Genomic DNA, 23,863 nt, shown 5'->3' on the forward strand with positions numbered 1-23,863 from the left:
CATGGGACTCGGCCGCCGCCTCTACCGGGGCGAGATCGACGTCGACTTCGTCGGCAAGCAGAAGCTGTGGTACTCCCTGTCGGGCCTGCTGATCGCGTTCTCGCTCGCCGGGCTGATCTTCAGCGCCATCAACACGGGCAGCCCGCTCAACCTGGGCGTCGAGTTCAGGGGTGGCTCGGTCTTCTCTTTCAAGGCGGAGACGGCCAGCATCGAGCAGGTCCGCTCGACCTTCCTCGACGAGGGGACGCACCAGGCGATCGTGCAGAAGGCGGGCGACCGGTGGCGTGTGACCACCGAGACGCTGCCGGAGGCGACCGTCACCAAGGTCCAGAACGCGATCGTCCAGGACTTCAAGGTCCCGGTCTCGCAGGTGGACATCCAGTCGATCGGCGCCTCCTGGGGAGGTGAGGTCTCCAACAAGGCCTGGCTCGGCCTGGCCGTCTTCATGGTCGCGATCATCCTGTACCTGTCGATGGCCTTCGAACCGAAGATGGCGCTGGCCGCCATCGTCGCGCTGGTCCACGACCTGGTGATCACCGCAGGCATCTACGCCTGGTCGGGCTTCGAGGTCACGCCCGCGACCCTGCTGGGCTTCCTGACCATCCTCGGCTATTCGTTGTACGACGCGGTCGTGGTCTTCGACATGATCAAGGAGGTCACCGCCAAGCTCGGCACGACCTCCAAGAAGACCTACACCCAGGCGGCCAACGACGCCCTGAACCACACGCTGATCAGGTCGCTCAACACCTCGCTCGTGGCGATCCTCCCGGTGGCGGCGATCCTGTTCATCGGCACCACGCTGCTGGGCGCCGGAACGCTGAAGGACCTGTCGCTCTCGCTGTTCGTCGGAATGGTGGTCGGCACCTACTCCTCCCTGTGCGTGGCCACGCCGCTGCTGGTCACCCTGAAGGAGCGGGAGCCGAAGTACCAGGCGATCGCACGCAGGCTCGCCGCCACGGGCGGCGGCGGCAAAGGCGGCAAGAAGACGGCCGTAGCAGGCGGCTGAGGCATGTATCCGGCAAGACCCCCGTCCGCTCGCCGGGCGGGGGTCTCGCCGTGAGAGGGCGGCTGCGGCCGTCCGGAAGGGACTTTGCATGAAGGACCGGATCCTGGATCTCATCCGGGACGTTCCCGACTACCCCCAGCCCGGGGTGATGTTCAAGGACATCACCCCGCTGCTGGACGACCACGTGGCCTTCAAGGCGGTCGTGGACGAGATCGCCGGCATGTTCGAGGTCGACAAGATCGTCGGGATCGAGTCGCGCGGCTTCATCCTGGCGGCACCGGTGGCCTATCGGGCCGGTGCCGGGTTCGTCCCGGTCAGGAAGAAGGGCAAACTGCCCTCCGCGACGCTCGAAGAGTCCTACGATCTGGAGTACGGCTCAGCCACCATCGAGGTTCACCGCGACGCCATGGCGCCCGGTGACCGCGTGCTCATCGTCGATGACGTCCTCGCCACGGGCGGCACCGCGCGGGCGACGGTGGAGTTGGTGCGACGCACCGGAGCCGAGGTCGTGGGCATCGCGGTCCTCATGGAGCTGGCCTTTCTGAAGGGCCGTGAGCGCCTGGAGGGTGTGGACCTGCGGTCCCTGGTGATCGTCTGAGCCGGACCCGGAGCAGGCCAGGTTTGCCACCTGGATACACTTGGGGGATCTGGACTCGAACGTAAGGAGTCTGAGTGCCCCGTGATGTGGTCGTGTCCGACGTGACGGACGGCGGGAACACCGGAGCGACCGAGCCCGGTGCCCCTTCCGCGCGTCGGCGGCGATTTGGGGGTGGGGCGATGAGCCAGGTGCTCGAACCGTTGTTCCGCACGGTCAGAGCCACCCACCCCAAAGCCGACCTGCGCCTGATCGAGCGTGCCTACGACGTGGCCGCGTTCCACCACCGTGATCAGAAGCGCAAGAGCGGCGACCCGTACATCACGCATCCGCTGGCGGTCGCCACCATTCTGGCCGAACTCGGCACCGACGACGAGACACTGTGCGCGGCGCTGCTGCACGACACGGTCGAGGACACCGCCTACGGGCTCGACGAACTGCGCGGCGACTTCGGCGACACGATCGGCTCGCTGGTCGACGGCGTCACCAAGCTCGACAAGGTCAAGTTCGGCGACGCCGCACAGGCCGAGACCGTGCGCAAGATGGTCGTGGCGATGTCCCGCGACATCCGCGTCCTGGTGATCAAGCTCGCCGACCGGCTCCACAACATGCGCACGATGCGCTACCTGCCCGAGCACAAGCGGCAGCAGAAGTCCCGCGAGACGCTGGAGATCTTCGCGCCGCTGGCCCACCGGCTCGGCATGAACACCATCAAGTGGGAGCTTGAGGACCTCGCGTTCGCGATGCTCTATCCGAAGCGGTACGACGAGATCGCCCGCATGGTGTCGGAGCGGGCGCCGAGGCGCGACCTGTTCCTTCAGGAGGTCATCGAGAAGGTCTCGGGCGACCTGCGCGAGGCGCGGATCCGCGCGGTGGTCAAGGGACGGCCCAAGCACTACTACTCCGTCTACCAGAAGATGATCGCCAGGGACGTCGCCTTCGACGACATCTACGACCTGGTGGGCATCCGGGTGCTGGTCGATTCGGTGCGCGACTGCTATGCGGCCCTCGGAACGATCCACGCGCGGTGGAACCCCGTGCCCGGGCGTTTCAAGGACTACATCGCGATGCCCAAGTTCAACATGTACCAGTCGCTGCACACGACGGTGATCGGCCCGGAGGGCAAGCCGGTCGAGCTGCAGATCCGCACGCACGCGATGCACCACAGGGCCGAGTACGGCGTCGCCGCCCACTGGAAGTACAAGGAGGAGGTCGGCGCCGTCGCCCCGGGCGGCAAGGTCAAGCCGGGCAGCGACATGGCCTGGCTGCGCCAGCTTCTCGACTGGCAGAAGGAGACGGCCGACCCGGGCGAGTTCCTGGAGTCGCTGCGTTTCGACCTGTCGGTCTCCGAGGTGTACGTGTTCACGCCGCGCGGGCAGGTCGTGGCGCTGCCCGAGGGGGGCACGCCGGTCGACTTCGCCTACGCCGTCCACACCGAGGTGGGCCACCGCTGCATCGGCGCCCGCGTCAACGGCCGCCTGGTGCCGCTGGAGTCGCGGCTCGGCAACGGCGACACGGTCGAGATCTTCACCTCCAAGTCGCCGGACGCCGGGCCGTCGCGCGACTGGCTGAAGTTCGTCAAGTCGGGGCGGGCCCGCAACAAGATCCGGCAGTGGTTCTCCAAGGAGCGCCGCGAGACCGCCATCGAGGCGGGCAAGGAGGCCATCGGCCGGGCCATGCGCAAGCAGGGCCTGCCGCTGCAGCGGCTGATGTCGGGCGAGGCGCTGCTGGCGCTCTCGCGCGACCTGCGCTACCCGGACGTGTCCGCGCTGTATGCCGCCGTGGGCGAGGGCCATGTGGCCGCGCAGACGGTCGTGCAGAAGCTCGTGGCCTCCATCGGCGGCGTCGAGAGCGCCGAGGAGGACATCGCCGAGACCTCGTTGCCGACGCGCCTGAAGGGGCGTCCGCGCGGCGGCGGCGGGGGAGCGGGGGTGGTCGTCGCGGGCGACGCCGACGTGTGGGTCCGGCTGTCGAAGTGCTGTACACCGGTGCCGGGCGACGAGATCGTCGGGTTCGTCACCCGCGGGCACGGGGTGTCTGTCCACCGGGCAGACTGTACGAACGTGCAGCAGCTCAAGGGCCAGCCGGAGCGGCTGGTCGAGGTGAGCTGGTCGCCGAGCGAGGACTCGGTGTTCCTGGTGGCGATCCAGGTGGAGGCGCTGGATCGGCCTCGGCTGCTGTCCGATGTGACGCGGACGCTCTCGGACCAGCACGTCAACATCCTGTCGGCGTCGGTGACGACCACACGCGACCGGGTGGCGATCAGCCGCTTCACCTTCGAGATGGGCGACCCGAAGCATCTCGGGCACGTGCTGAAGGCGGTCCGCGGCATCCAGGGCGTCTACGACGTCTACCGGATCAGCGGCGCCGGTCAGTGAGTCCCTGAACCGCCCCACGAGCGCCTAGGGAGGCCCTGGGGCCCGCTTCACCGTCAGGGCCGGCTGGGAAGTGTCTGCGGGCGCGTCAGCGCTTGAGAGGGCCCGCTGGAGTGTCTGCGGGCGCGTCAGTGGTTGCGAGGGCCCGCTCGAAGAACGCGCGGTCCCCGTCGAAGATCGGCTCCAGCCTGAGGAACTCCTCGACGGTGACCCACCGCGCCTCGCTCACCTCGCCGGGGGCGAGCACCGGTGCGCCCGGCCCGGCGGCGGCCTCCCACCAGTGGAGGACGAAGCCGCCGTCGGAGCTGATGCTCTCCCAGACCTTGGCGAGCGGCGTCGCGTCCAGCCCGACCTCTTCGCGGATCTCGCGCACCAGTGCCTGCTCCTGGCTCTCGCCGGCCTCGATCGTGCCGCTGAGCGGCGCCCAGTAGCCGGGCAGCCTCGCCCGCCCGCCGCGCCGGATCACCAGCATCCGGTCATCTCGCGCAACACCGCGACGACGGCCTCCCGTACGGCCACAGCCCCTCCCCTTGGGACAGAACGATCAGGGTCTCACCCGGCCGCGCGCGCTCCGCCGTTCCGTGCAACGGAACACGGGGTGTGTGAGGAGGGTGGTTGAGGACATGGTGACAGATGAGGTTGGACGTATGATCACCCTGGTCCCACACCCCCGAGTTCGGAGACAGTGAGATGACCGATCCGAGACTCCAGTTCGATGTGCCGCACGCCGCACGGATCTGGAACTACTGGATGGGCGGCAAGGACAACTACGCCGCCGACCGTACGGCGGGAGACGCCGTCGCCGAGGTCTATCCAGACATCGTCACGATGGCGGCCCAGTCGCGGCAGTTCCTCATCCGCACCGTCACCCATCTCGCCGGGGACGTCGGGGTCGACCAGTATCTCGACATCGGCACCGGCCTGCCGACCATGGAGAACACCCACGAGGTGGCCCAGCGGCTGGTGCCGGGCTCGCGCATCGTCTACGTCGACAACGACCCGCTGGTGCTCGTGCACGCACGTGCCCTGCTGGTCAACACCACTCCCGAGGGTGTGACGTGGTACCTGGACGCCGATTACCACCGGCCTGAGGTGATCATGGCAGACGCCCGCAACGTGCTGAACCTCAACCGGCCGGTGTCGGTGATGTTCATGGGCGTGCTGGGGTACGTGGGGGACTTCGACGAGGTGCGTTCCATCGTCTCCCGGGTCATGGAGGCGGTGCCGTCCGGCAGCTATCTCACCATGTGGGACGGCACGGACACGGGCGCGGCCGTGGCCGAGGGTGCCGACAAGCTCATCGAGACCGGTGCCGCCCCCTACCACCTGCGCAGTCCCGCGCAGCTCCTGGAGTGCTTCGAGGGCCTGGAGGTGCTGGAGCCCGGAATGGTCCCCATCACCGAGTGGCGTCCGAAGGGGACGCCCACGCCCATCGACGCCTACGGCGCCGTAGCCCGCAAGCCGTGACGACGGACCGGCCGTCGCCGAGCCTGAAGGCCAGGCTCGGCGACAGGCGGGTCCCGGCCGGTGAGGACTACGCGCTCAGCTGAACTCCTGGAGGGTGCGCTCGGCCTCCTCCAGCCAGGAGCGGCGGGCGACCAGCGCCTCCTCGCTGTCCTTGACGTCCTTGGCGCGACCGGCCGCCTGCGCCTTGGCCAGGCGCTTCTCCAACTGCTCGATCGAGGTGCGGAGCTGGTCGACGGTGCTCTGCGCGCGGGCGCGGGCCTCGGGGTTGGAACGCTTCCATTCCGCGTCCTCCGCCTTGCGCACGGCGTCGTCGATCTTGCGCAGCCCGCCCTCCAGCCGGTCGCGCTGCTCGCGCGGCACCGGCCCGACGGCCTCCCAGCGCTCCAGGAGCGCGCGCAGGGAACTGCGGGCGGACCGCGCGTCGGTGACGGGCAGGATCTTCTCGGCCTCGACGAGCAGCAGCTCCTTGACCTCGGCGTTTGCGGCCAGCGACGCGTCGCGCTCGGCGAAGACCGCCGAGCGCGCCTGGAAGAACCGATCCTGGGCGGCCTTGAACCGGCCCCACAGCTCGTCCTCCACCTCGCGCGAGGCGCGGCCCGCGGCCTTCCACTGCTGCATCAGCTCGCGGTACACCGAGGCCGTCGGGCCCCAGTCGGTGGAGGCGGACAGCGCCTCGGCCTCGGCGACGATGCGCTCCTTGGCGGAGCGCACCCCCTCACGCTGCTCGTCGAGCCCCGCGAAGTACACCTTGCGCCGCTTGGCGAATGCCGTGCGGGCGGCCGACAGCCGCTTCCACAGCGCCGCCTCGGTGACGCGGTCGATGCGGTCGGCGGCCTTCCACTCCTCGACGAGCTGGCGCAGCCGCTCGCCGCCCGACTTCCAGTGCGTGGTCTCCTCGGCGATGCGCTCGGCCTCGGCGACGATGCGCTCCTTGACCGCCTTGGCCTCGACACGCGCCTGCTCGCGGGCGGCCTTGACCTCCTCGCGGCGGGCGGCGACCACCTCGGTCAGCCCGTCGAGGCGGGCCGAGAGCGCGCCCAGGTCGCCGACGGCGTGCGCGTCGGCGACCGCCTCGCGCAGCTTGACGATGCCGGCCTCGGCCTGGGCGGGGGCGAGGTCGGTGCCTCTGACCCGCTGCTCCAGCAGCGTCACCTGGCCGGCCAGCTCGTCGTACTTGCGATGGAAGTAGGCCAGCGCTTCCTCGGGTTCACCGGCCTGCCAGGAGCCGACGGCCCGTTCTCCCTCAGCCGTACGCACGTAGACGGTGCCGTCGTCGTCTACCCGGCCCCACGGGTCGGTGCTCACCGTGTCCTCCCGCACTTTCCATCAGACCCTTCGGGATGAATCCATCCCTGGTTGTATTACGTCAGCTCTTGCCAGAGATTGTCACGTCTTTGAGTTGGAGGGTTTCCTTGGGCGCTCCCGTTCCATCGGGGCCCGGAGTGATCACACCTGCCTTGTTGACCTTGTCGAGAATGTCCAGCCCCTTGGTGATCGTACCGACTGGCGTGTAATCGGGGGTGAGTCCGATATCTCCGTACACGAGGAAGAACTGGCCCCCCGTCGAGCCGGGGGCGCTGGTCTTGGCCATCGCCATCACGCCGCGCTTGTACTGGGCGCCCTGGAGGTTCTCCTCGGCCATGACGTAACCGGGGCCGCCGGTGCCGTCGGTCTCGGACTTGCCGTCGGCCTTGGCCGTCGGGTCGCCGCACTGCAGCATCGGGAACTGCGCGCTGCCGAGCCGGTGGCACTTGCTGCCGTCGTAGTAGTTCTTCTTCGCCAGGAACTCCAGCGAGTTGACCGTGCACGGCGCCTTGGCGTTGTCGAGCTTCACCTCGATGTCGCCCAGGTTGGTCGCGAAGGTCAGTGTCTTGGTGTCGGGCTTGGGCTGGGTCTTGGCCGGGGGCATGCCCACGTCCTTGACCTTGCCGTTGGTGTCCGCGACGTACCCGCACGTGCCGGTCTTCGGGTCGTACGGCTTGGCCGCCGCCTGCTCGGCGGGCGCGCTCGGCGCGGGCGACTCTGAGGCGCCCGGCGTGGGCGCGGCCGCGGTACTGGTGTCAGATTGTCCGCCGAGCAGCGCCACAGCCGCGACGATGCCGCCGACGACCACGACGACGCCTATGCTGGAGCCGATGATGGCAGTGCGCTTGGCTCGCTGCTCGCGCTCGATGCGGCGCTGCAACTGCCGCTCGTGGTGCTCACGCGCCAGCGCCTTCTGCCGATCCTTCCCCGTGGCCACCGCTTTGCCTCCCATAGTCAATCAACTGAGGTGGGCGAATCGTATCGGCCGAAGGGCAATGGTTCGCAGCCCGGCGACCCGCACCGGTACCCTTCGGTTACATTCCCATTGGCTTTTCGACGAGATCCAGCTGAGGCAGATGCTCATCGCAGGCTTCCCCGCAGGGGCCTTCCAGACTAATTGCTATGTCGTCGCGCCCGCTGCCGGCGCGGAGTGCGTGATCGTCGACCCAGGTCAGGACGCTGCGGCCGGGGTCGACGAGCTCCTTCGCGAGCACCGGCTCAAGCCGGTGGCGGTCCTGCTCACGCACGGCCACCTCGACCACGTCTGGTCGGTGGCCCCGGTGTGCGGCGCGCGCGGCATCCCCGCCTGGATCCATCCCGAGGACCGCCATCTGCTCAGCGATCCCGCCAAGGGCTGGTCCGACACCTCCGCCGAGATCTTCGGCGGCATCACGCTGAGCGAGCCCGACGACGTCGAGGAACTGTCCGACGGCGCGGTGCTCAGCCTCGCCGGCCTGGAGCTCGTGGTCGACCACACGCCCGGCCATACCAGGGGGTCGGTGAGCTTCCGGCTGCCCGGCGACGAGATCATGTTCTCGGGCGACCTGCTGTTCGCCGGCTCCATCGGCCGCACCGACCTGCCGGGCGGCGACTACCCGACGATCCTGCGCAGCCTGGCCGACAAGTGCCTGTCGCTGCCGGACGCCACGGTCGTCCTGCCGGGCCACGGACCCAAGACCACGATCGGCCACGAGCGCCTCGCCAATCCCTATCTGAGGGACATCGCGCCACCGGCCGGGCCCACCCGAGGAATCTGATGAGCTTTCAAGCGCCCAAGGGCGTCAAGGAATACCTGCCGCCGCAGTCGGCCGTCTTCGCCGCGATCCGCGACGAGTTCGCCGGCATCGCCGCCCGCGCGGGCTACTCCTACCTGGAGACCGCCGTCTTCGAGGACACCCAGCTGTTCGCCAGGGGCGTCGGCGAGTCCACCGACGTCGTCAGCAAGGAGATGTACACCTTCACCGACCGGGGAGGCCGCTCGCTGACGCTGCGGCCCGAGTTCACGGCCGGGGTGCTGCGCGCGGTCCTGGAGCACGGCATGCACCGGGGCCAGCTGCCGGTCAAGGTGTGGGCGGCCGGGGCCGTGTTCCGCGCCGAGGCGCCGCAGGAGGGCCGCTACCGGCAGTTCTACCAGCTCGACCTGGAGGCGATCGGCAGCGAGGACCCCGCCGTCGACGCCGAGACCATCGCGCTGGCCTGGCAGTGGTACACCGCGCTGGGCCTCACCCGGGTGCGCCTGCTGCTCAACTCGCTGGGCTGCAAGGAGTGCCGCCCGCTCTACCGCGCCCGGCTGCAGGAGTTCCTGCGCGCCCTCGACCTCGACGAGGTCACCAGGGCCCGCATCGAGATCAACCCGCTGCGAGTCCTCGACGACAAGCGGCCGGAGGTGCGTGCCCGGCTTGAGGGGGCGCCGCTCATCGGCGACCACCTGTGCGCCGACTGCAAGGCATACCACGACCGGGTGAAGACGCTGCTGGCCGACCTCGGCATCCCGTGGGAGGACTCACCCCGGCTGGTGCGCGGCCTCGACTACTACACCCGCACCACGTTCGAGTTCGACCACCCGCTGCTGGGCGCCCAGTCGGGCATCGGCGGCGGCGGCCGCTACGACGGGCTGTCCGAGGCGATCGGCGGCCCGCCGCTGCCCGGAATCGGCTTCGGCCTCGGCCTCGACCGCACTGTCATCGCCCTGGCGCGAGAAGGCGTGGAGCCCGCGACCCCGCCGCGCTGCTCGGTGTACGGTGTGGCGCTGGGCGACGAGGCCGCGCGGGCCCTGTTCGGGCTCGTGGGCCGGTTGCGCGCGGCGGGTGTCGCCGCCGACATGTCCTTCGGCGGCAAGGGGCTCAAGGGCGCCATGAAGGGCGCCGACCGCTCCGGTGCGCGCTACGCGCTGATCATGGGCGAACGCGACCTCGCCGCCCAGGTCGTGCAGCTGAAGGACCTGACCACCGCTGAGCAGACCGAGGTGCCGCTGGCCCAGGTCGTCGACGTCTTGAAGGGGAAAGTGCAGTGATCCGCACGCACAACGCCGGGGTGCTCCGCAAGGAGCACGCCGGGCAGCAGGTGACGCTCGCCGGATGGGTGGCCCGCCGCAGGGACCACGGCGGCGTGGTCTTCATCGACCTGCGCGACGCCTCCGGCTCGGCGCAGGTGGTCTTCCGCGAGGAGGACCACGCCCACGACCTGCGCGCCGAGTACTGCGTGCGGGTGTCGGGCGAGGTCCGCGTGCGGCCGGAGGGCAACGCCAACCCCGAACTGCCCACCGGTGAGGTCGAGGTCGTCGCCACCGAGGTCGAGGTGCTGAGCGAGGCGGCGCCGCTGCCGTTCCCCATCGAGGGCTCGACCGGCGTCTCCGAGGAGGCGCGGCTGAAGTACCGCTACCTCGACATCCGCCGCCAGCAGGTCGCCCACGCCATGCGCACCCGCTCGCGGGCCACCTTCCTGGCCAACCAGGTCATGGACGAACTCGGCTTCGTCTACGTCGAGACGCCCACGCTGACCCGCTCGACGCCGGAGGGCGCGCGCGACTTCCTGGTGCCCGTGCGCCTGCAGCCGGGCAACTGGTACGCGCTGCCGCAGTCGCCGCAGCTGTTCAAGCAGCTGCTCCAGGTGGCCGGCCTCGAGCGCTACTACCAGCTCGCCAAGTGCTACCGCGACGAGGACCTGCGGGCCGACCGGCAGCCCGAGTTCACCCAGATCGACATCGAGATGTCCTTCGTCGACCAGGAGGACGTCATCGCCGTCGGCGAGGCGCTGATCGGCCGGGTGTGGAAGGAGATCCTCGGCTACGAGGTCCCGACGCCGCTGCCGCGCATGACCTACGCCGACGCCATGGCCCGCTTCGGCTCCGACAAGCCCGACCTGCGCTTCGGCCAGGAGCTCGTCGAGATGACCGACTACTTCGCGCAGACCTCCTTCCGGGTCTTCCAGGCCGACTACGTCGGCGCGGTCGTCATGCCCGGCGGCGCCTCGCAGAGCCGCAAGGAACTCGACGCCTGGCAGGACTGGGCCAAGTCCCGGGGCGCCCGCGGCCTCGCGTACGTGCTGGTGCAGGAGGACGGGACACTCGGCGGCCCGGTGGCCAAGAACCTGTCGGAGGCCGAGCAGTCCGGCCTGGCCGCCAAGGTGGGCGCCGCCTCCGGCGACGCGATCTTCTTCGCGGCGGGCGCCAGAGGCGCCTCGCGCGACCTGCTCGGCGCCGCCCGCCTGGAGATCGGCCGCAGGTGCGGCCTGATCGACGAGTCGCGGTGGTCGTTCCTGTGGGTGGTCGACGCGCCCATGTTCGAGGAGGACGGCGAGGGCGGCTGGACGGCCGTGCACCACCCGTTCACCGGCCCCAAGCCCGAGTGGGCCGACAACTTCCAGGACCACCCCGGCCAGGCGCTCGCCTACGCCTACGACATGGTCTGCAACGGCATGGAGATCGGCGGCGGCTCGATCCGCATCCACCGTGCCGAGATGCAGCAGCGCGTCTTCGACGTGCTCGGCATCTCCAAGGAGGAGGCGGAGAGCAAGTTCGGCTTCCTGCTCGACGCCTTCCAGTACGGCCCGCCCCCGCACGGCGGCATCGCCTACGGCTGGGACCGCATCTGCATGCTGCTGGCGGGCGGCGACTCGATCCGCGACGTCATCGCCTTCCCGAAGACGGCCTCCGGCTTCGACCCCCTGACCGGCGCGCCGACTTCGATCACGGTCGAGCAGCGCAAGGAGGCGGGCGTCGACGCCAAGCCCAAGGAGTGAGGTGTGCGGAGCGCCCGGTCGCCGGGCGCTCCGCCGTACCGTCAGAAGGTCACGGGCAGGTGGTTCAGCGAGCGGACGATGGAGCCGCTGAATCGCCACGTGAGCTCCTCCTCCGCGCAGCCGAGCCTCAGGCCGGGCAGACGCTCCAGAAGGGCCGTGAAGGCCACCTGGGCCTCCAGGCGGGCCAAAGGAGCGCCCAGGCAGAAGTGGACGCCGTGGCCGAAGCTCACGTGTGTGATGTCCGCGCGGGTGACGTCGAGCCGGTCGCTGTCGTCGTTGACCGCCGGATCGCGGCCTGCCGAACCGAGTGTGACGTGCACGAAGGCGCCCTTCGGCACCGGCACCCCGGCGATCTCCATGTCCTCGGTCGCGATGCGGTAGGTGGCGCGCTCGACGGGGGCGTCGTAGCGCAGGAACTCCTCGACCGCGTTCGGCACCAGCTCCGGGCGCCGCCTGAGCAGGTCGAACTGCGCGGGGTGGCGCAGGAGGGCGAGCGTGCCGTTGGCGATCAGGTTCACGGTGGTCTCGTGCCCCGCCACCAGCAGCAGGCCCAGGGTGGACAACACCTCCCTGTCGTTCAGCTCACCGGTCACGAGCACGCTGACCAGGTCGTCGCCGGGGTCGGCCCGGCGCGTGGCGACGAGGTCCCGGAAGTAGGAGTTCAGCTCCTGCACCACCTCGGCCCGCCGGGCGATCTGCTCCGGTGTGACCGGAGGCTCGATCAGCGAGCTCGACCAGGTCCTGAAGGTCTCGCGCTTGTCTGCCGGGATGCCGATCAGCTCCGAGATCACGATGATCGGCAGCGGGAAGGCGAAGTCGTCCACGAGGTCGGCCGCGCCCCTGCCGCCGATCGCGTCGAGGAGTCCGGCGGTGATCTCCTCGATCCTCGGGCGCAGTCCCTCGACGCGCCGCGCGGTGAAGGCGCGGGCGACGGCCTTGCGGAGCCTGGTGTGGTCGGGCGGGTCGGAGAAGAGCATGTTGTCGCTGCGCAGCGGATCCTGCTGCTCCGCGACCTCGCGGAACCACCGTGGCGCGTGCTCCAGCGACTTGGCCAGCCGGGAGTCGGCGAGCGCGGCCCGGCCGTGCTCATGGTCGAGGACCACGAATCCGTCCGCCCCGAGCGGGAAGTCCACACGGTGGACGGGGCCCTTGGCGCGCAGCCCGGCGTACACGGGGTAGGGGTCCCGGCTGTTGTCCGGGGAGAGGATGAACTCGGCGGGCAGGTGCTCGGGCATGAGGCCGCTCCTTCGGGTCCGGGGAACTCCACAATGACCCGCAGGAGCGGTAATTTCACGACTTTCGCGGCGTATGTCCGCGGTGTGTCAGAACGCCACGGGCAGTGCGGCGAGTGAGCGTACGAACGAGGTGTTCAGCCGCCACGCGAGCGACTCGGACGGGCAGTCGAGGCGGAGCGTCGGCAGCCGCTCGGCGATCAGCCTGAACGCCACCTGGGCCTCCAGCCGGGCCAGCGGGGCGCCGAGGCAGAAGTGCAGGCCGTGGCCGAAGCTGAGGTGCTTGACGCTCTCGCGGGTGATGTCGAGCCCGTCGGGATCGTCGTTGGCGTCCTGGTCGCGGCCGGAGGAGCCGAGCGCGACGTGGACGAGGTGGCCCTTCGGCACCGGCACCCCGGCGATCTCCATGTCCTCGCTCGCGATGCGCATGGTGGAGTGGTCGACGGGGGCGTCGTAGCGCAGGAACTCCTCGACCGCGTTCGGCACCAGGTCCGGGCGCCGCTTGAGCAGCTCGAACTGCTCAGGGTTGCGGAGAAGGGCGAGCGTGCCGTTGGCGATGAGGTTGACCGTGGTCTCGTGACCGGCCACCAGCAGGAGCACCAGGGTGGAGACCAGTTCCCTGTCGCTCAGGTCGCCGGCCAGGAGCGCGCCGACGAAGCCGTCGGCGGGGTTGGCGCGGTGCTCGGCGATGTGCCGCTCGAAGAAGCCGCTCAGTTCCTTGATGGCCTGGTTGCCGCGTTCCTGCTGCTCGGGCGTGAGAGCCGGTTCGAGCAGGGCGGAGGACCAGGCGCGAAAGCGCTCCCGCTCCTCGTGCGGCACCGCCAGCATCTCGGAGATCACCGAGATCGGCAGGGGGAAGGCCAGGTCCTCGATGAGGTCACCCTCGCCTTTGCCCTCCATCTCGTCGATGAGCCGGTTGGTGATCTCCTCGATCCTGGGCCGGAGCTGCTCGACGCGCCGCATCGTGAAGGCGTGGGTGGCGACCCTGCGGAGCCTGGTGTGGTCGGGCGGGTCGGCGAAGAGCATGTTGTCGAAGAGCGTCGAGTCCGTTCCGGCGACCATCGTTCGGAAGAACTCGGGAGCGTTGTCGAGCGACTTGCTGATCCGGGGGTCGGCGAGTGCGGCCCTGGCGTGCTCATAGTCGACGAGCAGGAGGCCGGGGACGCCCGGAGGCCACTCCAGGTGGTGGACGGGGCCCTTGGCCCGCAGGTCCGCGTACTTCTGGTTGGCCTCTTCGCTGCTCTTCGAGGTGAGGAGGAAATCGTGGGGGAGAATCTCAGGCATGTGGTCCACTCCTTCGGGGTCCAGACCTTCAGTCTGGCCCCGAACCACACCAAGATCGTGATCTTGGTGTGGTTCGTGAAGGAAATCACATACTACTTAGTTGACAATTTGACGTCTTTGATGACGACCGGCGTCTTCGGGGCAGTGGATCCGCCGTCGCCGGTGATGTCGTCCTTGTTCTCGATCACGCCGTTCTCCGCGACCTTCACGAGGGTGTCGATGCCGCTCTTGGCCACGCCGAGCAGCGAGTACACCGGGTCGAGCTGCGTGTTCTGGTCCGACAGCGAGATGGCGAACTGGCTGCTGTTGCGTCCCTCCGCGTCGGTGGGCTGGGTCAGGAAGACCACGCCCTTGGAGTAGGCGACGGTGCCCGCGGCCTCGTCGGGGAAGACGTAGCCGGAGGTGCCCGTGCCGTCGGTGGGGTTCTTGCCGTCGGCCTTGGCCAGCGGGTCGCCGCACTGCAGCAGGAACAGCCCGGCCGTCTCGGGCGTCACCAGCCGGTGGCACCTGGTGTTGTCGTAGAAGTTCTTCTTGGCCAGGTGATTCATCGAGTTGACCGTGCAGGGCGTGGCCTTCGGATCGACCTCGATGACGATGTCGCCGTGGTTGGTCACCAGCGTCATCGTCTTGATCCGCAGCGTCTGCCTGTCGGGCCGCTTGGGCGGGAAGCCGACGAATTTCTGCGGCACGTCCTGGGTGTCCTTGGTGTAGGAACAGCTGACCGGTCCCGTTCGCGTCGGGGAGGCCGACGGGAGCGCCGCCGACTGTGAGGCGGACGGCGACGGGCTGGACGTGGCGGCGGCCTTCGTGGTGTCCGGCTCCTCGTCCCCCAGCAGCGTCGTCGCGGCGACCACACCCCCCGCCACCAGGACGATCGCCACCCCCGCGCCCACGAGGACGTTGCGCTTGCCCTTGGCGGAGTCCTCAGCCGCGCGCTTGCTCTGCCTCTCCCTGTGTTCGCGCGCCAGTTCGCTCTGGCGGTCCTCGTCGCCGCTCACGGCTATGTCCTCCACATTTACCGACACATGACCAAATGACTCCGCGAATGCTACCGGTCTCGCAATGTGGTGTACGTAAGTGACAGATGTGGCACCCGACACCCCCCGCCGTCCCTAGGCGGACCGAGAACGGAGTACGCCTCGTGTTCGAAGAGATCCTCGGCTTGCCGGCCCACCCGCTGATCATTCACTTCGCGGTGGTCCTGACCCCGCTGCTCTGCGGGGTCTCCGTCGTGTACGCCCTGGCGCGGCGCTGGCGGCCCCAGCTCGCCTGGGCCGTCGCCGGGCTCGCGGTCGCCGCCCCGCTCGCCGTCCTGTCCGCCAGGCAGAGCGGGCTCGCGCTCAAGCAGGCCAGGTTCTCCTCCGCGGAGGGCGAACTCGGGCAGCGCATCGCCACCCACGAGAGCTTCGCCGTGCCCCTGCTGGCGAGCACCGCCGCGCTCGGCCTGTCCTCGCTGCTGCTCGTCTTCGCGGGCGGGCGCAACAAGGCGGCGGGGATCGCGCTGTCGGTGCTCACGGTGGTGCTCGCCGGCGTGGCCGGGTACTTCGTCTTCCGCGCGGGCGACTCGGGAGCGAGGGCCGTGTGGAGCCTGTAAGCTCCGGTTGTGGATAGCTTGTTCGACTCGGCGGCGCAGGAGGCCACTCCGCAGCCGCTGGCGGTCCGGATGCGCCCACGCACACTCGACGAGGTCATCGGCCAGCGTCACCTGCTCGGCTCCGGCACCCCGCTGCGGCGGCTGGTCGAGAGCGAGGCCCCGATGTCGCTGTTCCTGTGGGGTCCGCCGGGCACCGGCAAGACGACGCTGGCCTATGTCGTCTCCAACGTCACCAAGCGCCGCTTCGTCGAGATCTCCGCCGTGTCCGCCGGGATCAAGGACGTCCGGGCCGCCATCGAGGCCGCCAGGCGCGAACTCGGCATGTCGGGCAGGCAGACCGTCCTGTTCGTCGACGAGGTCCACCGCTTCAACAAGGCCCAGCAGGACGCGCTGCTGCCCGCCGTCGAGAACCGCTGGGTCACCTTCATCGGCGCGACGACGGAGAACCCCTCGTTCTCCGTCATCTCGCCGCTGCTGTCGCGCTCTCTGCTGCTCACGCTGGAGTCCCACTCCGACGACGACATCAGGGCCGTGCTCCAGCGGGCCGTCGCCGACGAGCGCGGCCTGGCCGGCCGCGCCACCCTCGCGCCGGAGGCGCTCGACCATCTCGTACGGCTGGCGGGCGGCGACGCCCGCCGCTCCCTCACCTATCTGGAGGCCGCCGCCCTCCTGTCCGACGAGGTCACCGTCGAGGTGGTCGAGAAGGCGGCGGACAAGGCGGCGGTCCGCTACGACCGCCAGGGCGACCAGCACTACGACGTCATCAGCGCCTTCATCAAGGCGATGCGCGGCTCGGACGCCGACGCCGCCCTCCACTACCTCGCCCGCATGGTCGAGGCGGGCGAGGACCCCCGCTTCATCGCCCGCCGCGTCGTCATCTTCGCCTCGGAGGACGTCGGCTTGGCCGACCCCACGTGCCTGCAGACGGCGGTGGCGGCGGCGCAGGCCGTACAACTCATCGGGCTGCCCGAAGGGCAGATCAACCTGGCGCACGCGGTGATCCACTGCGCGCTCGCGCCCAAGTCCAACGCGGTGGTCAAGGCCATCGGGGCGGCGGTCGGCGACGTGCGCAAGGGGCTGATCGGGCAGGTCCCGCCGCATCTGCGCGACAGCCACTACCCGGGGGCGGCGGGGCTCGGCCACGGCGACGGCTACAAGTACCCCCACGACTTCGACCACGGCCTGGTCCGCCAGGAGTACGCACCTGAGCAGGTGCGCGGGCGCCGCTACTACGAGCCGACCCGCCACGGCGCCGAGGCCCCGGTGGCCGGGCGCTGGGCCAAGATCCGCGCCTTCCTGCGGGGGGAGTAGTGCACGGCACGCTGCACCACGTCGAGCTGTGGGTCGACTCACTGGAGGCGGCGCTGCCCTCCTTCGCCTGGCTGTTCGGCAGGCTCGGCTACACCGGGTTCCAGAGCTGGGAGGGCGGACGCTCCTGGCTGCTCGGGCAGACGTACGTGGTGATCGAGCAGTCACCCGAGCGCGTCCCCGGCCCGCACGAACGTCGCCGGTCCGGGCTCAACCATCTGGCCTTCCACGTCGACGACGTCGACGCGCTCACGAAGGAGGCGCAGGAACACGGCTGGCGGCTGCTGTTCGCCGACCGGCACCCCCACGCGGGCGGCCCGGCCCACTATGCCGCCTATCTTGAGAACGACGCGGGCTTCGAGGTCGAACTGGTGCGCTCAGCCCCGGCGGCGGGGTAGCCGCACCGTCAGCAGCCGGGCCCTCGGCGCCACCCGCTCGGCCAGCGCGAACATCGCCTCGGTGCGTGAGTTGTCCGCGTCGAGGTGTGAGAACAGGTTGGCGCCCAGGTAGAACGTGACGGCGGCGTACGCCAGCTCGCGCGGCGGCAGCAGCTTGGCCAGCGGCGAACCGCCGATCACCCGGACCAGCGCCTGCTCGACGAAGTCGATCCACGGGTCGGTGCGCTTGACGATCTCGGCCCGCAGTTCGGGCCTGGCGATGCTGGCGCCGACCATCTCGGACACCAGCGTGATGTGGCCGCCTTCCAGGTCGGCGCGATAGATCTCCGTGGCCGTCGCGACCAGGTCCTCAAGCGAGCGCGCCGCCTCGACCGGGCCCCGGTAGGCGGCCATGCGCTCGGCGGAGGAGCGGTCGAGGGCGGCGAGGAGCAACGGGTCCACGCCGCCGAAGTGGTAGAAGACCAGCGCCGAGTTGACGCCCGCGGCCTTGGCGATCACGCGGGCGCTGGTGCCCGCGTACCCCTCCTCGCGCAGTGTCCGCGCCGCGGCCTCGATCAGCCGGTCCCTGGTCTCCTGTGTCATGGTCCCTCATCGTAAGGTTTAATCGAGTGATTAAATCGTTCGATCAAGGGGTGTGTATGGAACAGCAGAACCGCCGCCGGTTACTCGCGGGCGTCCTCGCCGCGCTGTTCGCCGCCATGCTCGGCCACCGGGTCCTGCACACCGGGCACCTGGAGCAGAGCGCCCTGTTCTACGTCGGCCTGCCCGCCGTCATCGCGCTCACCGTCGCGCTCGTCGCCCGGCCCAGGTCGGCGCTCGGGGTGACCATGGTCACGATCACGATCGGGCTCGCGCTGTCCGGGCCGCTGCTCGGCGAGGGGATCGTCTGCCTGGTCGTGGCCGCGCCGATCTTCTACTTCGTCGGGGCGGTGATGGTGGGCGTCGTCCATCTCATACGCAAGGGGACGAACGCCGTCGTCGTGCCGCTGCTGCTGCTCGTGGCGCTCGAAGGGGCGACGGAGGGGACGTCGCTGCCCCGGGAGGAGACGGTGAGCGTCACCCGCGCCCACTCGGGCGAGCTGGCCGCCGCGCTGGCCGCGCCGCCGGTCTTCGGCGGGTACGACTCGGTGTTCCTGCGCCTCGGCTTCCCCCGGCCGGCGCGCGTCACCGGCGAGGGGCTCCAGGTCGGCGCCACCCGGGAGGTCGTCTTCGACCCGCGTCGCTCGCTCGGGATCGGGGCCGTGGCCGAACCCCGCTCGATGACCCTGCGCGTGGTCTCCAGCTCGGTGCCCGCAGACCCGGCCGGAAGCGGGCGCGTGGTGTTCGCCGTCGAGCGCGACACCACCCTGGCACGCTGGCTCGACCTGCGCACCGCCGCCTTCACCTGGGCGGACGGGCGGCTGACCGTGTCGCTGGACTACCGGCGGACCTTCGACCCGGCGTGGTACTTCGGCCCGGTCCAGCGGTACGCCGTGGGAGAGGCGGCCGACTACCTCGCCTCGGCCTTCACCCGGCCATGAGCGCGACCCTGATCAGAGGACTGGGACTGTTCGTCCCGATTCTCGCGGTGGCCGTCGCCGTGGTCGTCGCCTCCGGATCCGCTGCTCGCCCGCCCGGATCCGTTGACCGCTCGGCCTTCCGGAACCGCGCTGACACGGGCGGTCCGGTGGGGCGGGCCGACCATGGGGCACGTGCGCCGGAGGGCGGCAGCCGGATCGACGGGCGGCGGATCGGCGCCGCCGTCCTCGCGACCGCCTGGAACCTGCTCGCGCTCGTCCCGGTCAACCTCGCCGGCTGGTGGACCTTCGACGTGCAGGGTGCGGCGATCGCCGGACTCCCCGTGGACCTCATGCTCGGCTGGGCCCTGCTCTGGGGCGCCCTGCCCGCCCTGGCCGCCCCGCTGGCCCCGATCCCGCTCACGGCCGCCGCCCTCGCCTGGCTGGATCTCGCGGTGATGCCGCTGGCCCACCCCGTGGTCCGCCTGGGCGAGGACTGGCTCCTCGGCGAGACGGTCGCCGTGGCCGTCGCGCTGGTCCCCGGCCTCCTGCTCACCCGATGGACCGTCGCGAGCACCCGACTGCCGCTCAGAGCCCTGTTCCAGATCGTCCTGGCGGCGGGTTACGGCCTGGCCGCCCCCGTCGCCTGGACGGGCCTCTGGGAGCGGCCGGCCTGGGCGCTGGCCCTCATCGCGCAACTGCTGGCCGTCCCCTCGGCCCTCGGGCTGGCGGCCGTACGCGAGTTCGCGGCCCGGGGCGGCGGCACCCCGTTCCCGTACGACCCGCCGCGCCGCCTGGTCACCGGCGGTCCTTACGCCTACGTCCGCAACCCGATGCAGGTGGCGATGACCGCCTGCTACCTGGTGATGGCCGTCCTCGACGTCCGGCTGCTCGCGGCCGCCGCCGTCGCGGTCGCCTACGGCGCGGGCCTGGCCGCCTGGCACGAGGGCGAACAGCTCTCGCGGGCCCACGGCCGGAGCTGGCACCGCTACCGGAGCCGGGTGCGAGCCTGGCTGCCCCGCCTCCGCCCCGAGACGCCGCACGCGACCGTGTACGTGGACCTGTCGTGCGGCATGTGCACGGAGGTCGGATCCTGGATCGGCGCCAAGCGGCCGGTCGCGCTGACCGTGGCGGACGCGGCAGACCTCCCGGAGATGCCGCGCCGCCTCACCTACGAGCGCGAGGACGGCGCCCGGGCCGCCGGAGTGGCCGCGCTCGCCCACGTTCTCACGCACATCCACCTCGGCTGGGCGCTGCTGGGCTGGCTCCTGCTCGTGCCAGGTGTGACCGGCTTCGCCCAACTCTGCACTGATGCCTTCTCCCCGACCCGCGCACCCGCCCGCCGGCCCCGCCGGTCGCGGCGCGGCACCTGACACGACGGCGAAGCGGGCCCGCCGAGCCTCGATGGACCCCGGGCCCCGCACGGCCCACAGCCGCGATGCCCTCTTCTGTCGGGCGGACACGATAGGGTCTTGCCGTTCCGGCCCAGGTTAGAGGGAGATGAGCGGAGTGCTTACCGCTGGAGAGGTCGCCGGGCTGATCGCCGCCACCGGCTGGGTAGCCCTGGTCGTCGTGCTCGCCGTGGTGCTCGTCAAGCTGGCCCGCCTGCTCACCGAGACCACCAAGATGGTCGCCGACCTGAGCGAGCGCGTCGTGCCGCTCCTCGACGACGTCAGCGTCACGGTCAACGAGGCCAACAGGCAACTGGTCGCCGTCGAGGCGATCACGAAGGACGTCAAGCAGGTCAGCGCCCACGCCGCCAAGCTGAGCGGCGTCACGCAGACGATCTTCACCGGCCCGCTGATCAAGGTCTCGTCGCTGAGCTACGGCGTGCGCAGAGCCATCGCCGCCCGCAGGCGGCCCCGCAAGGTCAGGCGGCACCGGTGATCCGCAGGCTGTTCTACCTGTCGCTCGGCGCCCTCACCGCGATCTGGGCGATGCGCAGGCTCCAGGCCATGCACCCCAACCACGTCGCCCGCCGTACGGCCGACAACGCGGTCGGGTTCCTCGAACAGGTGAGAGACTTTACTTCCGAAGCGCTCGACGAGGCCGCCGGGCGCGAAACCGAGTTGCGGGCCCGCTTCGAGCTCGACAACCCTGGAACCGACCACTGATTGCAAAGGATGGCTGACATGGAGTCGGCAGAAATCGCTCGCCGCTTCCTGCGCTTCTTCGAGGAGCGTGGGCACAAAGTAGTGCCCTCGGCCAGCCTGATCGCCGAAGACCCCACGCTGCTGCTGGTCAACGCGGGCATGGTCCCGTTCAAGCCGTACTTCCTGGGGCAGCGCAAGCCTCCGGCGGCACGGCTGGCCAGTGTGCAGAAGTGCGTGCGCACCCCCGACATCGACGAGGTCGGCAAGACCACCCGGCACGCGACGTTCTTCCAGATGCTGGGCAACTTCTCGATCGGCGACTACTTCAAGGACCAGGCGATCCCCTTCGCGTGGGAGCTGCTCACCGCCTCCGAGTCCGACGGCGGCTTCGGCTTCCCCGAGGAGCGCCTGTGGGTGACGGTCTACCTCGACGACGACGAGGCGATCGACATCTGGCACAACAAGGTCGGCGTGCCGCTCGACCGCATCCAGCGCCGCGGCCTTGAGGACAACTACTGGCACATGGGCGTGCCCGGCCCCGGCGGGCCCTGCTCCGAGATCTACTACGACCGGGGCAAGGAGTACGGCAAGGACGGCGGCCCGGTGGCCGACGAGGACCGCTACCTCGAGATCTGGAACAACGTCTTCATGCAGTTCCAGCTCAGCGCGGTGCGGTCGAAGGTCGACTTCGACGTCGCGGGCGAGCTGCCGGCCAAGAACATCGACACCGGCATGGGCCTGGAGCGCATGGCGACGATCCTGCAGGGCGTCGACAACCTCTACGAGATCGACACCACCTACAAGATCCTCGACAGGGCGGCCGAGCTCACCAAGACCCGCTACGGCCGCGACGCGCGCGCCGACGTCAGTCTGCGCGTGGTCGCCGACCACGTCCGCACCGGCACCATGCTGGTCGCCGACGGCGTCGCGCCGAGCAACGAGGGCCGGGGGTACGTCCTGCGCCGCATCCTGCGCCGCTCCATCCGCAACCTGCGGCTGCTCGGCTCCGGTGAGGAGCGCTACATGCACGAGCTGACCTCGGTCACCATCGACGCGATGGGCGAGACCTACCCCGAGCTCAAGGTCGACGCGCCGCAGATCCACGCGGTCATCGACGCGGAGGAGGCGAGCTTCCTCGGCACGCTGCGCACCGGAACCGCGATCTTCGACGTCGCGGTCGAGGAGATGAAGCGCAAGTCCGGCACGACGCTGTCGGGCGAGCACGCCTTCCAGCTCCACGACACCTACGGCTTCCCGATCGACCTCACCCTGGAGATGGCGGCCGAGCAGGGGCTGAAGGTCGACGAGGAGAGCTTCCGCCGCCTGATGTCCGAGCAGCGTGAGCGCGCCAAGGCCGACGCGAAGGCCAAGAAGACCGGCAACGCCGACATCTCCGTCTTCGGAACGATGCTGGAGAAGGCCGGCAAGATCGACTTCCTCGGCTACGACGCCACCGAGGCCGACTCCACCGTCGTCGGCCTCCTCGTCGACGGCGCCACCGTGCCCGTCGCGGGCATGGGCACCACCGTCGAGGTCGTGCTGGGCCGCACCCCCTTCTACGCCGAGGGCGGCGGCCAGCTCGCCGACCAGGGTGTGATCCGTACGGGCGGGGGGGAGGTCGAGGTCCTCGACGTGCAGTCGCCGCTGTCGGGCCTGATCGTGCACCGAGGAGTCGTCCGCAAGGGCGAGGTCAGGGTCGGCGACGAGGCGCAGGCCGAGATCGACATCGAACGGCGGCGCGCGATCTCGCGCAGCCACAGCGCCACCCACCTCGTCCACCGGGGCTTCAAGAACGCGCTCGGCGAGACGGCCGCGCAGGCCGGGTCCGAGAACTCACCCGGCCGCTTCCGCTTCGACTTCACCTCGGCGGGCGCGGTGCCGCACAGCGTGCTGCGCGACGTCGAGGACGAGGTCAACGCCGTCCTGATCAACGACCTCAAGGTCAACGCCTTCTACACCACGCAGGCGGAGGCGCGCGCCATGGGCGCCCTCGCCATGTTCGGCGAGAAGTACGGCGACGAGGTCCGCGTGGTCGAGATCGGCGAGTACTCCCGTGAGCTGTGCGGCGGCACCCACGTGCACAGTTCGGGGCAGCTCGGCCTGGTCAAGGTGCTCGGCGAGCAGTCGGTCGGCGCGGGTGTGCGCCGCGTCGAGGCGCTCGTCGGCATCGACGCCTTCCGTTTCCTGGCCCGTGAGAGCGTGCTGGTCGCCCAGCTCAGCGAGCAGCTCAAGACCCGCAGGGAAGAACTTCCCGAGCGGATCGAAGGCATCGTCTCCCGGCTGCGCGCCGCGGAGAAGGACCTGGAGAAGCTGCGTTCCGCGCAGGTGCTCCAGATCGCCGGAGAGCTCGCCGCGCAGGCGCGTGACCTGCACGGAGTCTCTGTCGTGACGCACCGCGCGCCTGATGGAACCGGCGCCGATGATCTGCGTAAGCTCGCGCTTGACGTGCGTGGCAGATTCCCAGCCGACCGGCCGGCGGTCATCGTGATCGCCGGAGCCCCCGCCGACCGGCCCGTGGTGGTCGCCGCGGTCAACGAGGCGGGACGCGAGCGAGGGCTCAAGGCCGGGCGACTGGTCGGCGTCGCCGCCAAGGCACTTGGGGGTGGCGGTGGCGGCAAGGACGATGTCGCGCAGGGTGGTGGCACCCGCGTCGAGGCGATCGGCGACGCGCTGCACGCGGTTGAGCAGTCCATCGGAGAGTAGTTCGATCAGGCCCACCAGCACCGGCCCCAGCGGGCCGGTGAGGAGCGCGACAACTGACATGAGGTTCGGTTCACGGCTCGGCGTCGACGTCGGGTCCGTCCGCATCGGGGTGGCCCGCAGCGACCCGTCGGGTCTGCTGGCCACCCCGGTCGAGACCGTACGGCGCGGCAAGGGCGACCTCGCCCGCATCGCCGCGATCGCCGCGGAACACGAGGCGATCGAGGTGATCGTCGGCCTGCCCACGTCCCTGTCCGGCCGGGCCGGGCA

At 70.2% G+C, this 23,863-nt stretch carries 22 protein-coding genes and 1 pseudogene; 16 read left to right on the forward strand and 7 right to left on the reverse strand.

Translation table 11 applies throughout. The features are described 5' to 3' along the window. Position 1 precedes the first annotated feature (1 nt). The 3 genes from secF to ABD120_RS19435 all read left to right on the forward strand — a co-directional run bounded on the left by secF (position 2) and on the right by ABD120_RS19435 (position 3,979). The gene (gene secF, locus ABD120_RS19425) at positions 2–1,006 is read left to right on the forward strand and encodes a protein translocase subunit SecF (RefSeq protein ID WP_343951346.1); all 1,005 of its coding nucleotides are present in this window, start codon (positions 2–4) and stop codon (positions 1,004–1,006) included. Positions 1,007–1,094: 88 nt separating this feature from the next. Further along, positions 1,095–1,604, forward strand: coding sequence for an adenine phosphoribosyltransferase (locus ABD120_RS19430; protein WP_343951347.1), 510 nt, complete (start codon positions 1,095–1,097; stop codon positions 1,602–1,604). 179 nt (positions 1,605–1,783) lie between these two features. Then, on the forward strand, positions 1,784–3,979 hold the full coding sequence (locus tag ABD120_RS19435; protein WP_343951348.1) for a RelA/SpoT family protein: 2,196 nt from the start codon (positions 1,784–1,786) through the stop codon (positions 3,977–3,979). Between the two features lie 85 nt (positions 3,980–4,064). Here the strand turns inward: ABD120_RS19435 and ABD120_RS19440 are convergent, their stop codons facing one another. Then, positions 4,065–4,448: an NUDIX hydrolase gene (locus ABD120_RS19440; RefSeq protein ID WP_343951349.1), complete on the reverse strand. Its 384-nt coding sequence runs from the start codon at positions 4,446–4,448 to the stop codon at positions 4,065–4,067. A gap of 218 nt (positions 4,449–4,666) precedes the next feature. Between ABD120_RS19440 and ABD120_RS19445 the strand changes: the two genes are divergently transcribed. Then, positions 4,667–5,443 (forward strand): SAM-dependent methyltransferase, encoded by a 777-nt coding sequence (locus ABD120_RS19445; RefSeq protein WP_343951350.1) that lies wholly within the window; start codon positions 4,667–4,669, stop codon positions 5,441–5,443. Positions 5,444–5,518: 75 nt separating this feature from the next. Here ABD120_RS19445 and ABD120_RS19450 read toward each other — a convergent pair whose 3' ends face one another. After that, positions 5,519–6,748 carry a DUF349 domain-containing protein gene (locus ABD120_RS19450; RefSeq protein WP_343951351.1) on the reverse strand — a complete coding sequence of 410 codons (1,230 nt, stop codon included), beginning with the start codon at positions 6,746–6,748 and terminating at the stop codon, positions 5,519–5,521. A gap of 61 nt (positions 6,749–6,809) precedes the next feature. Beyond that, positions 6,810–7,685, reverse strand: coding sequence for a peptidylprolyl isomerase (locus ABD120_RS19455; protein WP_343951352.1), 876 nt, complete (start codon positions 7,683–7,685; stop codon positions 6,810–6,812). A gap of 139 nt (positions 7,686–7,824) precedes the next feature. Here ABD120_RS19455 and ABD120_RS19460 point away from each other — a divergent pair, with 139 nt between their 5' ends. Genes ABD120_RS19460 through aspS form a run of 3 tightly spaced genes read left to right on the forward strand, consistent with a single transcriptional unit; the run spans position 7,825 to position 11,488 of the window. Next, a complete protein-coding gene (locus ABD120_RS19460; protein ID WP_343951353.1) occupies positions 7,825–8,505 on the forward strand; it encodes an MBL fold metallo-hydrolase in 681 nt (226 codons plus the stop codon). Continuing rightward, complete coding sequence (gene hisS, locus ABD120_RS19465; protein ID WP_343951354.1) at positions 8,505–9,761, forward strand: histidine--tRNA ligase; 1,257 nt, start codon at positions 8,505–8,507, stop codon at positions 9,759–9,761. Before ABD120_RS19460 ends, hisS begins: the two co-directional genes overlap by 1 nt. Further along, positions 9,758–11,488: an aspartate--tRNA ligase gene (gene aspS, locus ABD120_RS19470; protein WP_343951355.1), complete on the forward strand. Its 1,731-nt coding sequence runs from the start codon at positions 9,758–9,760 to the stop codon at positions 11,486–11,488. Before hisS ends, aspS begins: the two co-directional genes overlap by 4 nt. A 41-nt stretch (positions 11,489–11,529) precedes the next feature. Here the strand turns inward: aspS and ABD120_RS19475 are convergent, their stop codons facing one another. The 3 genes from ABD120_RS19475 to ABD120_RS19485 all read right to left on the reverse strand — a co-directional run bounded on the left by ABD120_RS19475 (position 11,530) and on the right by ABD120_RS19485 (position 15,002). Continuing rightward, complete coding sequence (locus tag ABD120_RS19475; protein ID WP_343951356.1) at positions 11,530–12,723, reverse strand: cytochrome P450 family protein; 1,194 nt, start codon at positions 12,721–12,723, stop codon at positions 11,530–11,532. Between the two features lie 87 nt (positions 12,724–12,810). Next, positions 12,811–14,004, reverse strand: a complete 1,194-nt coding sequence (locus ABD120_RS19480; RefSeq protein ID WP_343951357.1) for a cytochrome P450 family protein — start codon at positions 14,002–14,004, stop codon at positions 12,811–12,813. Positions 14,005–14,096: 92 nt separating this feature from the next. Continuing rightward, complete coding sequence (locus ABD120_RS19485; protein WP_343951358.1) at positions 14,097–15,002, reverse strand: peptidylprolyl isomerase; 906 nt, start codon at positions 15,000–15,002, stop codon at positions 14,097–14,099. A gap of 143 nt (positions 15,003–15,145) precedes the next feature. On the opposite strand from ABD120_RS19485, the gene ABD120_RS19490 reads away from it, so the two are divergent. The 3 genes from ABD120_RS19490 to ABD120_RS19500 all read left to right on the forward strand — a co-directional run bounded on the left by ABD120_RS19490 (position 15,146) and on the right by ABD120_RS19500 (position 17,304). Then, a complete protein-coding gene (locus ABD120_RS19490; protein WP_343951359.1) occupies positions 15,146–15,598 on the forward strand; it encodes a DUF2231 domain-containing protein in 453 nt (150 codons plus the stop codon). A 69-nt stretch (positions 15,599–15,667) separates the two neighbouring features. Beyond that, a complete protein-coding gene (locus ABD120_RS19495) occupies positions 15,668–16,909 on the forward strand; it encodes a replication-associated recombination protein A (RefSeq protein ID WP_425564004.1) in 1,242 nt (413 codons plus the stop codon). After that, positions 16,909–17,304 (forward strand): VOC family protein, encoded by a 396-nt coding sequence (locus ABD120_RS19500; protein ID WP_343951361.1) that lies wholly within the window; start codon positions 16,909–16,911, stop codon positions 17,302–17,304. Before ABD120_RS19495 ends, ABD120_RS19500 begins: the two co-directional genes overlap by 1 nt. Here the strand turns inward: ABD120_RS19500 and ABD120_RS19505 are convergent. Further along, positions 17,284–17,886: a TetR/AcrR family transcriptional regulator gene (locus ABD120_RS19505; RefSeq protein ID WP_343951362.1), complete on the reverse strand. Its 603-nt coding sequence runs from the start codon at positions 17,884–17,886 to the stop codon at positions 17,284–17,286. The two genes, ABD120_RS19500 and ABD120_RS19505, sit on opposite strands and share 21 nt — an antisense overlap. Positions 17,887–17,942: 56 nt before the next feature. On the opposite strand from ABD120_RS19505, the gene ABD120_RS19510 reads away from it, so the two are divergent. The 6 genes and pseudogenes from ABD120_RS19510 to ruvX form a co-directional block, all read left to right on the forward strand. Next, a complete protein-coding gene (locus tag ABD120_RS19510; RefSeq protein ID WP_343951363.1) occupies positions 17,943–18,824 on the forward strand; it encodes a hypothetical protein in 882 nt (293 codons plus the stop codon). Beyond that, complete coding sequence (locus ABD120_RS19515) at positions 18,821–20,173, forward strand: methyltransferase family protein (RefSeq protein WP_343951364.1); 1,353 nt, start codon at positions 18,821–18,823, stop codon at positions 20,171–20,173. The genes ABD120_RS19510 and ABD120_RS19515 overlap by 4 nt, the downstream gene beginning before the upstream one ends. A 127-nt stretch (positions 20,174–20,300) precedes the next feature. Continuing rightward, the gene (locus ABD120_RS19520) at positions 20,301–20,687 is read left to right on the forward strand and encodes a DUF948 domain-containing protein (protein WP_343951365.1); all 387 of its coding nucleotides are present in this window, start codon (positions 20,301–20,303) and stop codon (positions 20,685–20,687) included. Continuing rightward, positions 20,684–20,914, forward strand: coding sequence for a hypothetical protein (locus tag ABD120_RS19525; RefSeq protein ID WP_343951366.1), 231 nt, complete (start codon positions 20,684–20,686; stop codon positions 20,912–20,914). The genes ABD120_RS19520 and ABD120_RS19525 overlap by 4 nt, the downstream gene beginning before the upstream one ends. A gap of 18 nt (positions 20,915–20,932) precedes the next feature. Then, positions 20,933–23,596: an alanine--tRNA ligase gene (alaS, locus tag ABD120_RS19530; RefSeq protein ID WP_343951367.1), complete on the forward strand. Its 2,664-nt coding sequence runs from the start codon at positions 20,933–20,935 to the stop codon at positions 23,594–23,596. Positions 23,597–23,654: 58 nt separating this feature from the next. Further along, positions 23,655–23,863, forward strand: a pseudogene (gene ruvX, locus ABD120_RS19535) (Holliday junction resolvase RuvX); the annotation flags it as partial.

The organism is Nonomuraea longicatena (assembly GCF_039525605.1).
Taxonomy (GTDB): domain Bacteria; phylum Actinomycetota; class Actinomycetes; order Streptosporangiales; family Streptosporangiaceae; genus Nonomuraea; species Nonomuraea longicatena.

What these genes read in the sequence shown, in the direction of transcription:
- secF (WP_343951346.1), top strand. Translation starts at nt 2, where the DNA reads ATGGGACTCGGCCGCCGCCTCTACCGGGGCGAGATCGACGTCGACTTC.
- ABD120_RS19430 (WP_343951347.1), top strand. Translation starts at nt 1,095, where the DNA reads ATGAAGGACCGGATCCTGGATCTCATCCGGGACGTTCCCGACTACCCC.
- ABD120_RS19435 (WP_343951348.1), top strand. Translation starts at nt 1,784, where the DNA reads ATGAGCCAGGTGCTCGAACCGTTGTTCCGCACGGTCAGAGCCACCCAC.
- ABD120_RS19440 (WP_343951349.1), bottom strand. Translation starts at nt 4,448, where the DNA reads ATGCTGGTGATCCGGCGCGGCGGGCGGGCGAGGCTGCCCGGCTACTGG.
- ABD120_RS19445 (WP_343951350.1), top strand. Translation starts at nt 4,667, where the DNA reads ATGACCGATCCGAGACTCCAGTTCGATGTGCCGCACGCCGCACGGATC.
- ABD120_RS19460 (WP_343951353.1), top strand. Translation starts at nt 7,825, where the DNA reads ATGCTCATCGCAGGCTTCCCCGCAGGGGCCTTCCAGACTAATTGCTAT.
- hisS (WP_343951354.1), top strand. Translation starts at nt 8,505, where the DNA reads ATGAGCTTTCAAGCGCCCAAGGGCGTCAAGGAATACCTGCCGCCGCAG.
- ABD120_RS19475 (WP_343951356.1), bottom strand. Translation starts at nt 12,723, where the DNA reads ATGCCCGAGCACCTGCCCGCCGAGTTCATCCTCTCCCCGGACAACAGC.
- ABD120_RS19480 (WP_343951357.1), bottom strand. Translation starts at nt 14,004, where the DNA reads ATGCCTGAGATTCTCCCCCACGATTTCCTCCTCACCTCGAAGAGCAGC.
- ABD120_RS19495 (WP_425564004.1), top strand. Translation starts at nt 15,668, where the DNA reads ATGCGCCCACGCACACTCGACGAGGTCATCGGCCAGCGTCACCTGCTC.
- ABD120_RS19505 (WP_343951362.1), bottom strand. Translation starts at nt 17,886, where the DNA reads ATGACACAGGAGACCAGGGACCGGCTGATCGAGGCCGCGGCGCGGACA.
- ABD120_RS19510 (WP_343951363.1), top strand. Translation starts at nt 17,943, where the DNA reads ATGGAACAGCAGAACCGCCGCCGGTTACTCGCGGGCGTCCTCGCCGCG.
- ABD120_RS19515 (WP_343951364.1), top strand. Translation starts at nt 18,821, where the DNA reads ATGAGCGCGACCCTGATCAGAGGACTGGGACTGTTCGTCCCGATTCTC.
- ABD120_RS19520 (WP_343951365.1), top strand. Translation starts at nt 20,301, where the DNA reads ATGAGCGGAGTGCTTACCGCTGGAGAGGTCGCCGGGCTGATCGCCGCC.
- alaS (WP_343951367.1), top strand. Translation starts at nt 20,933, where the DNA reads ATGGAGTCGGCAGAAATCGCTCGCCGCTTCCTGCGCTTCTTCGAGGAG.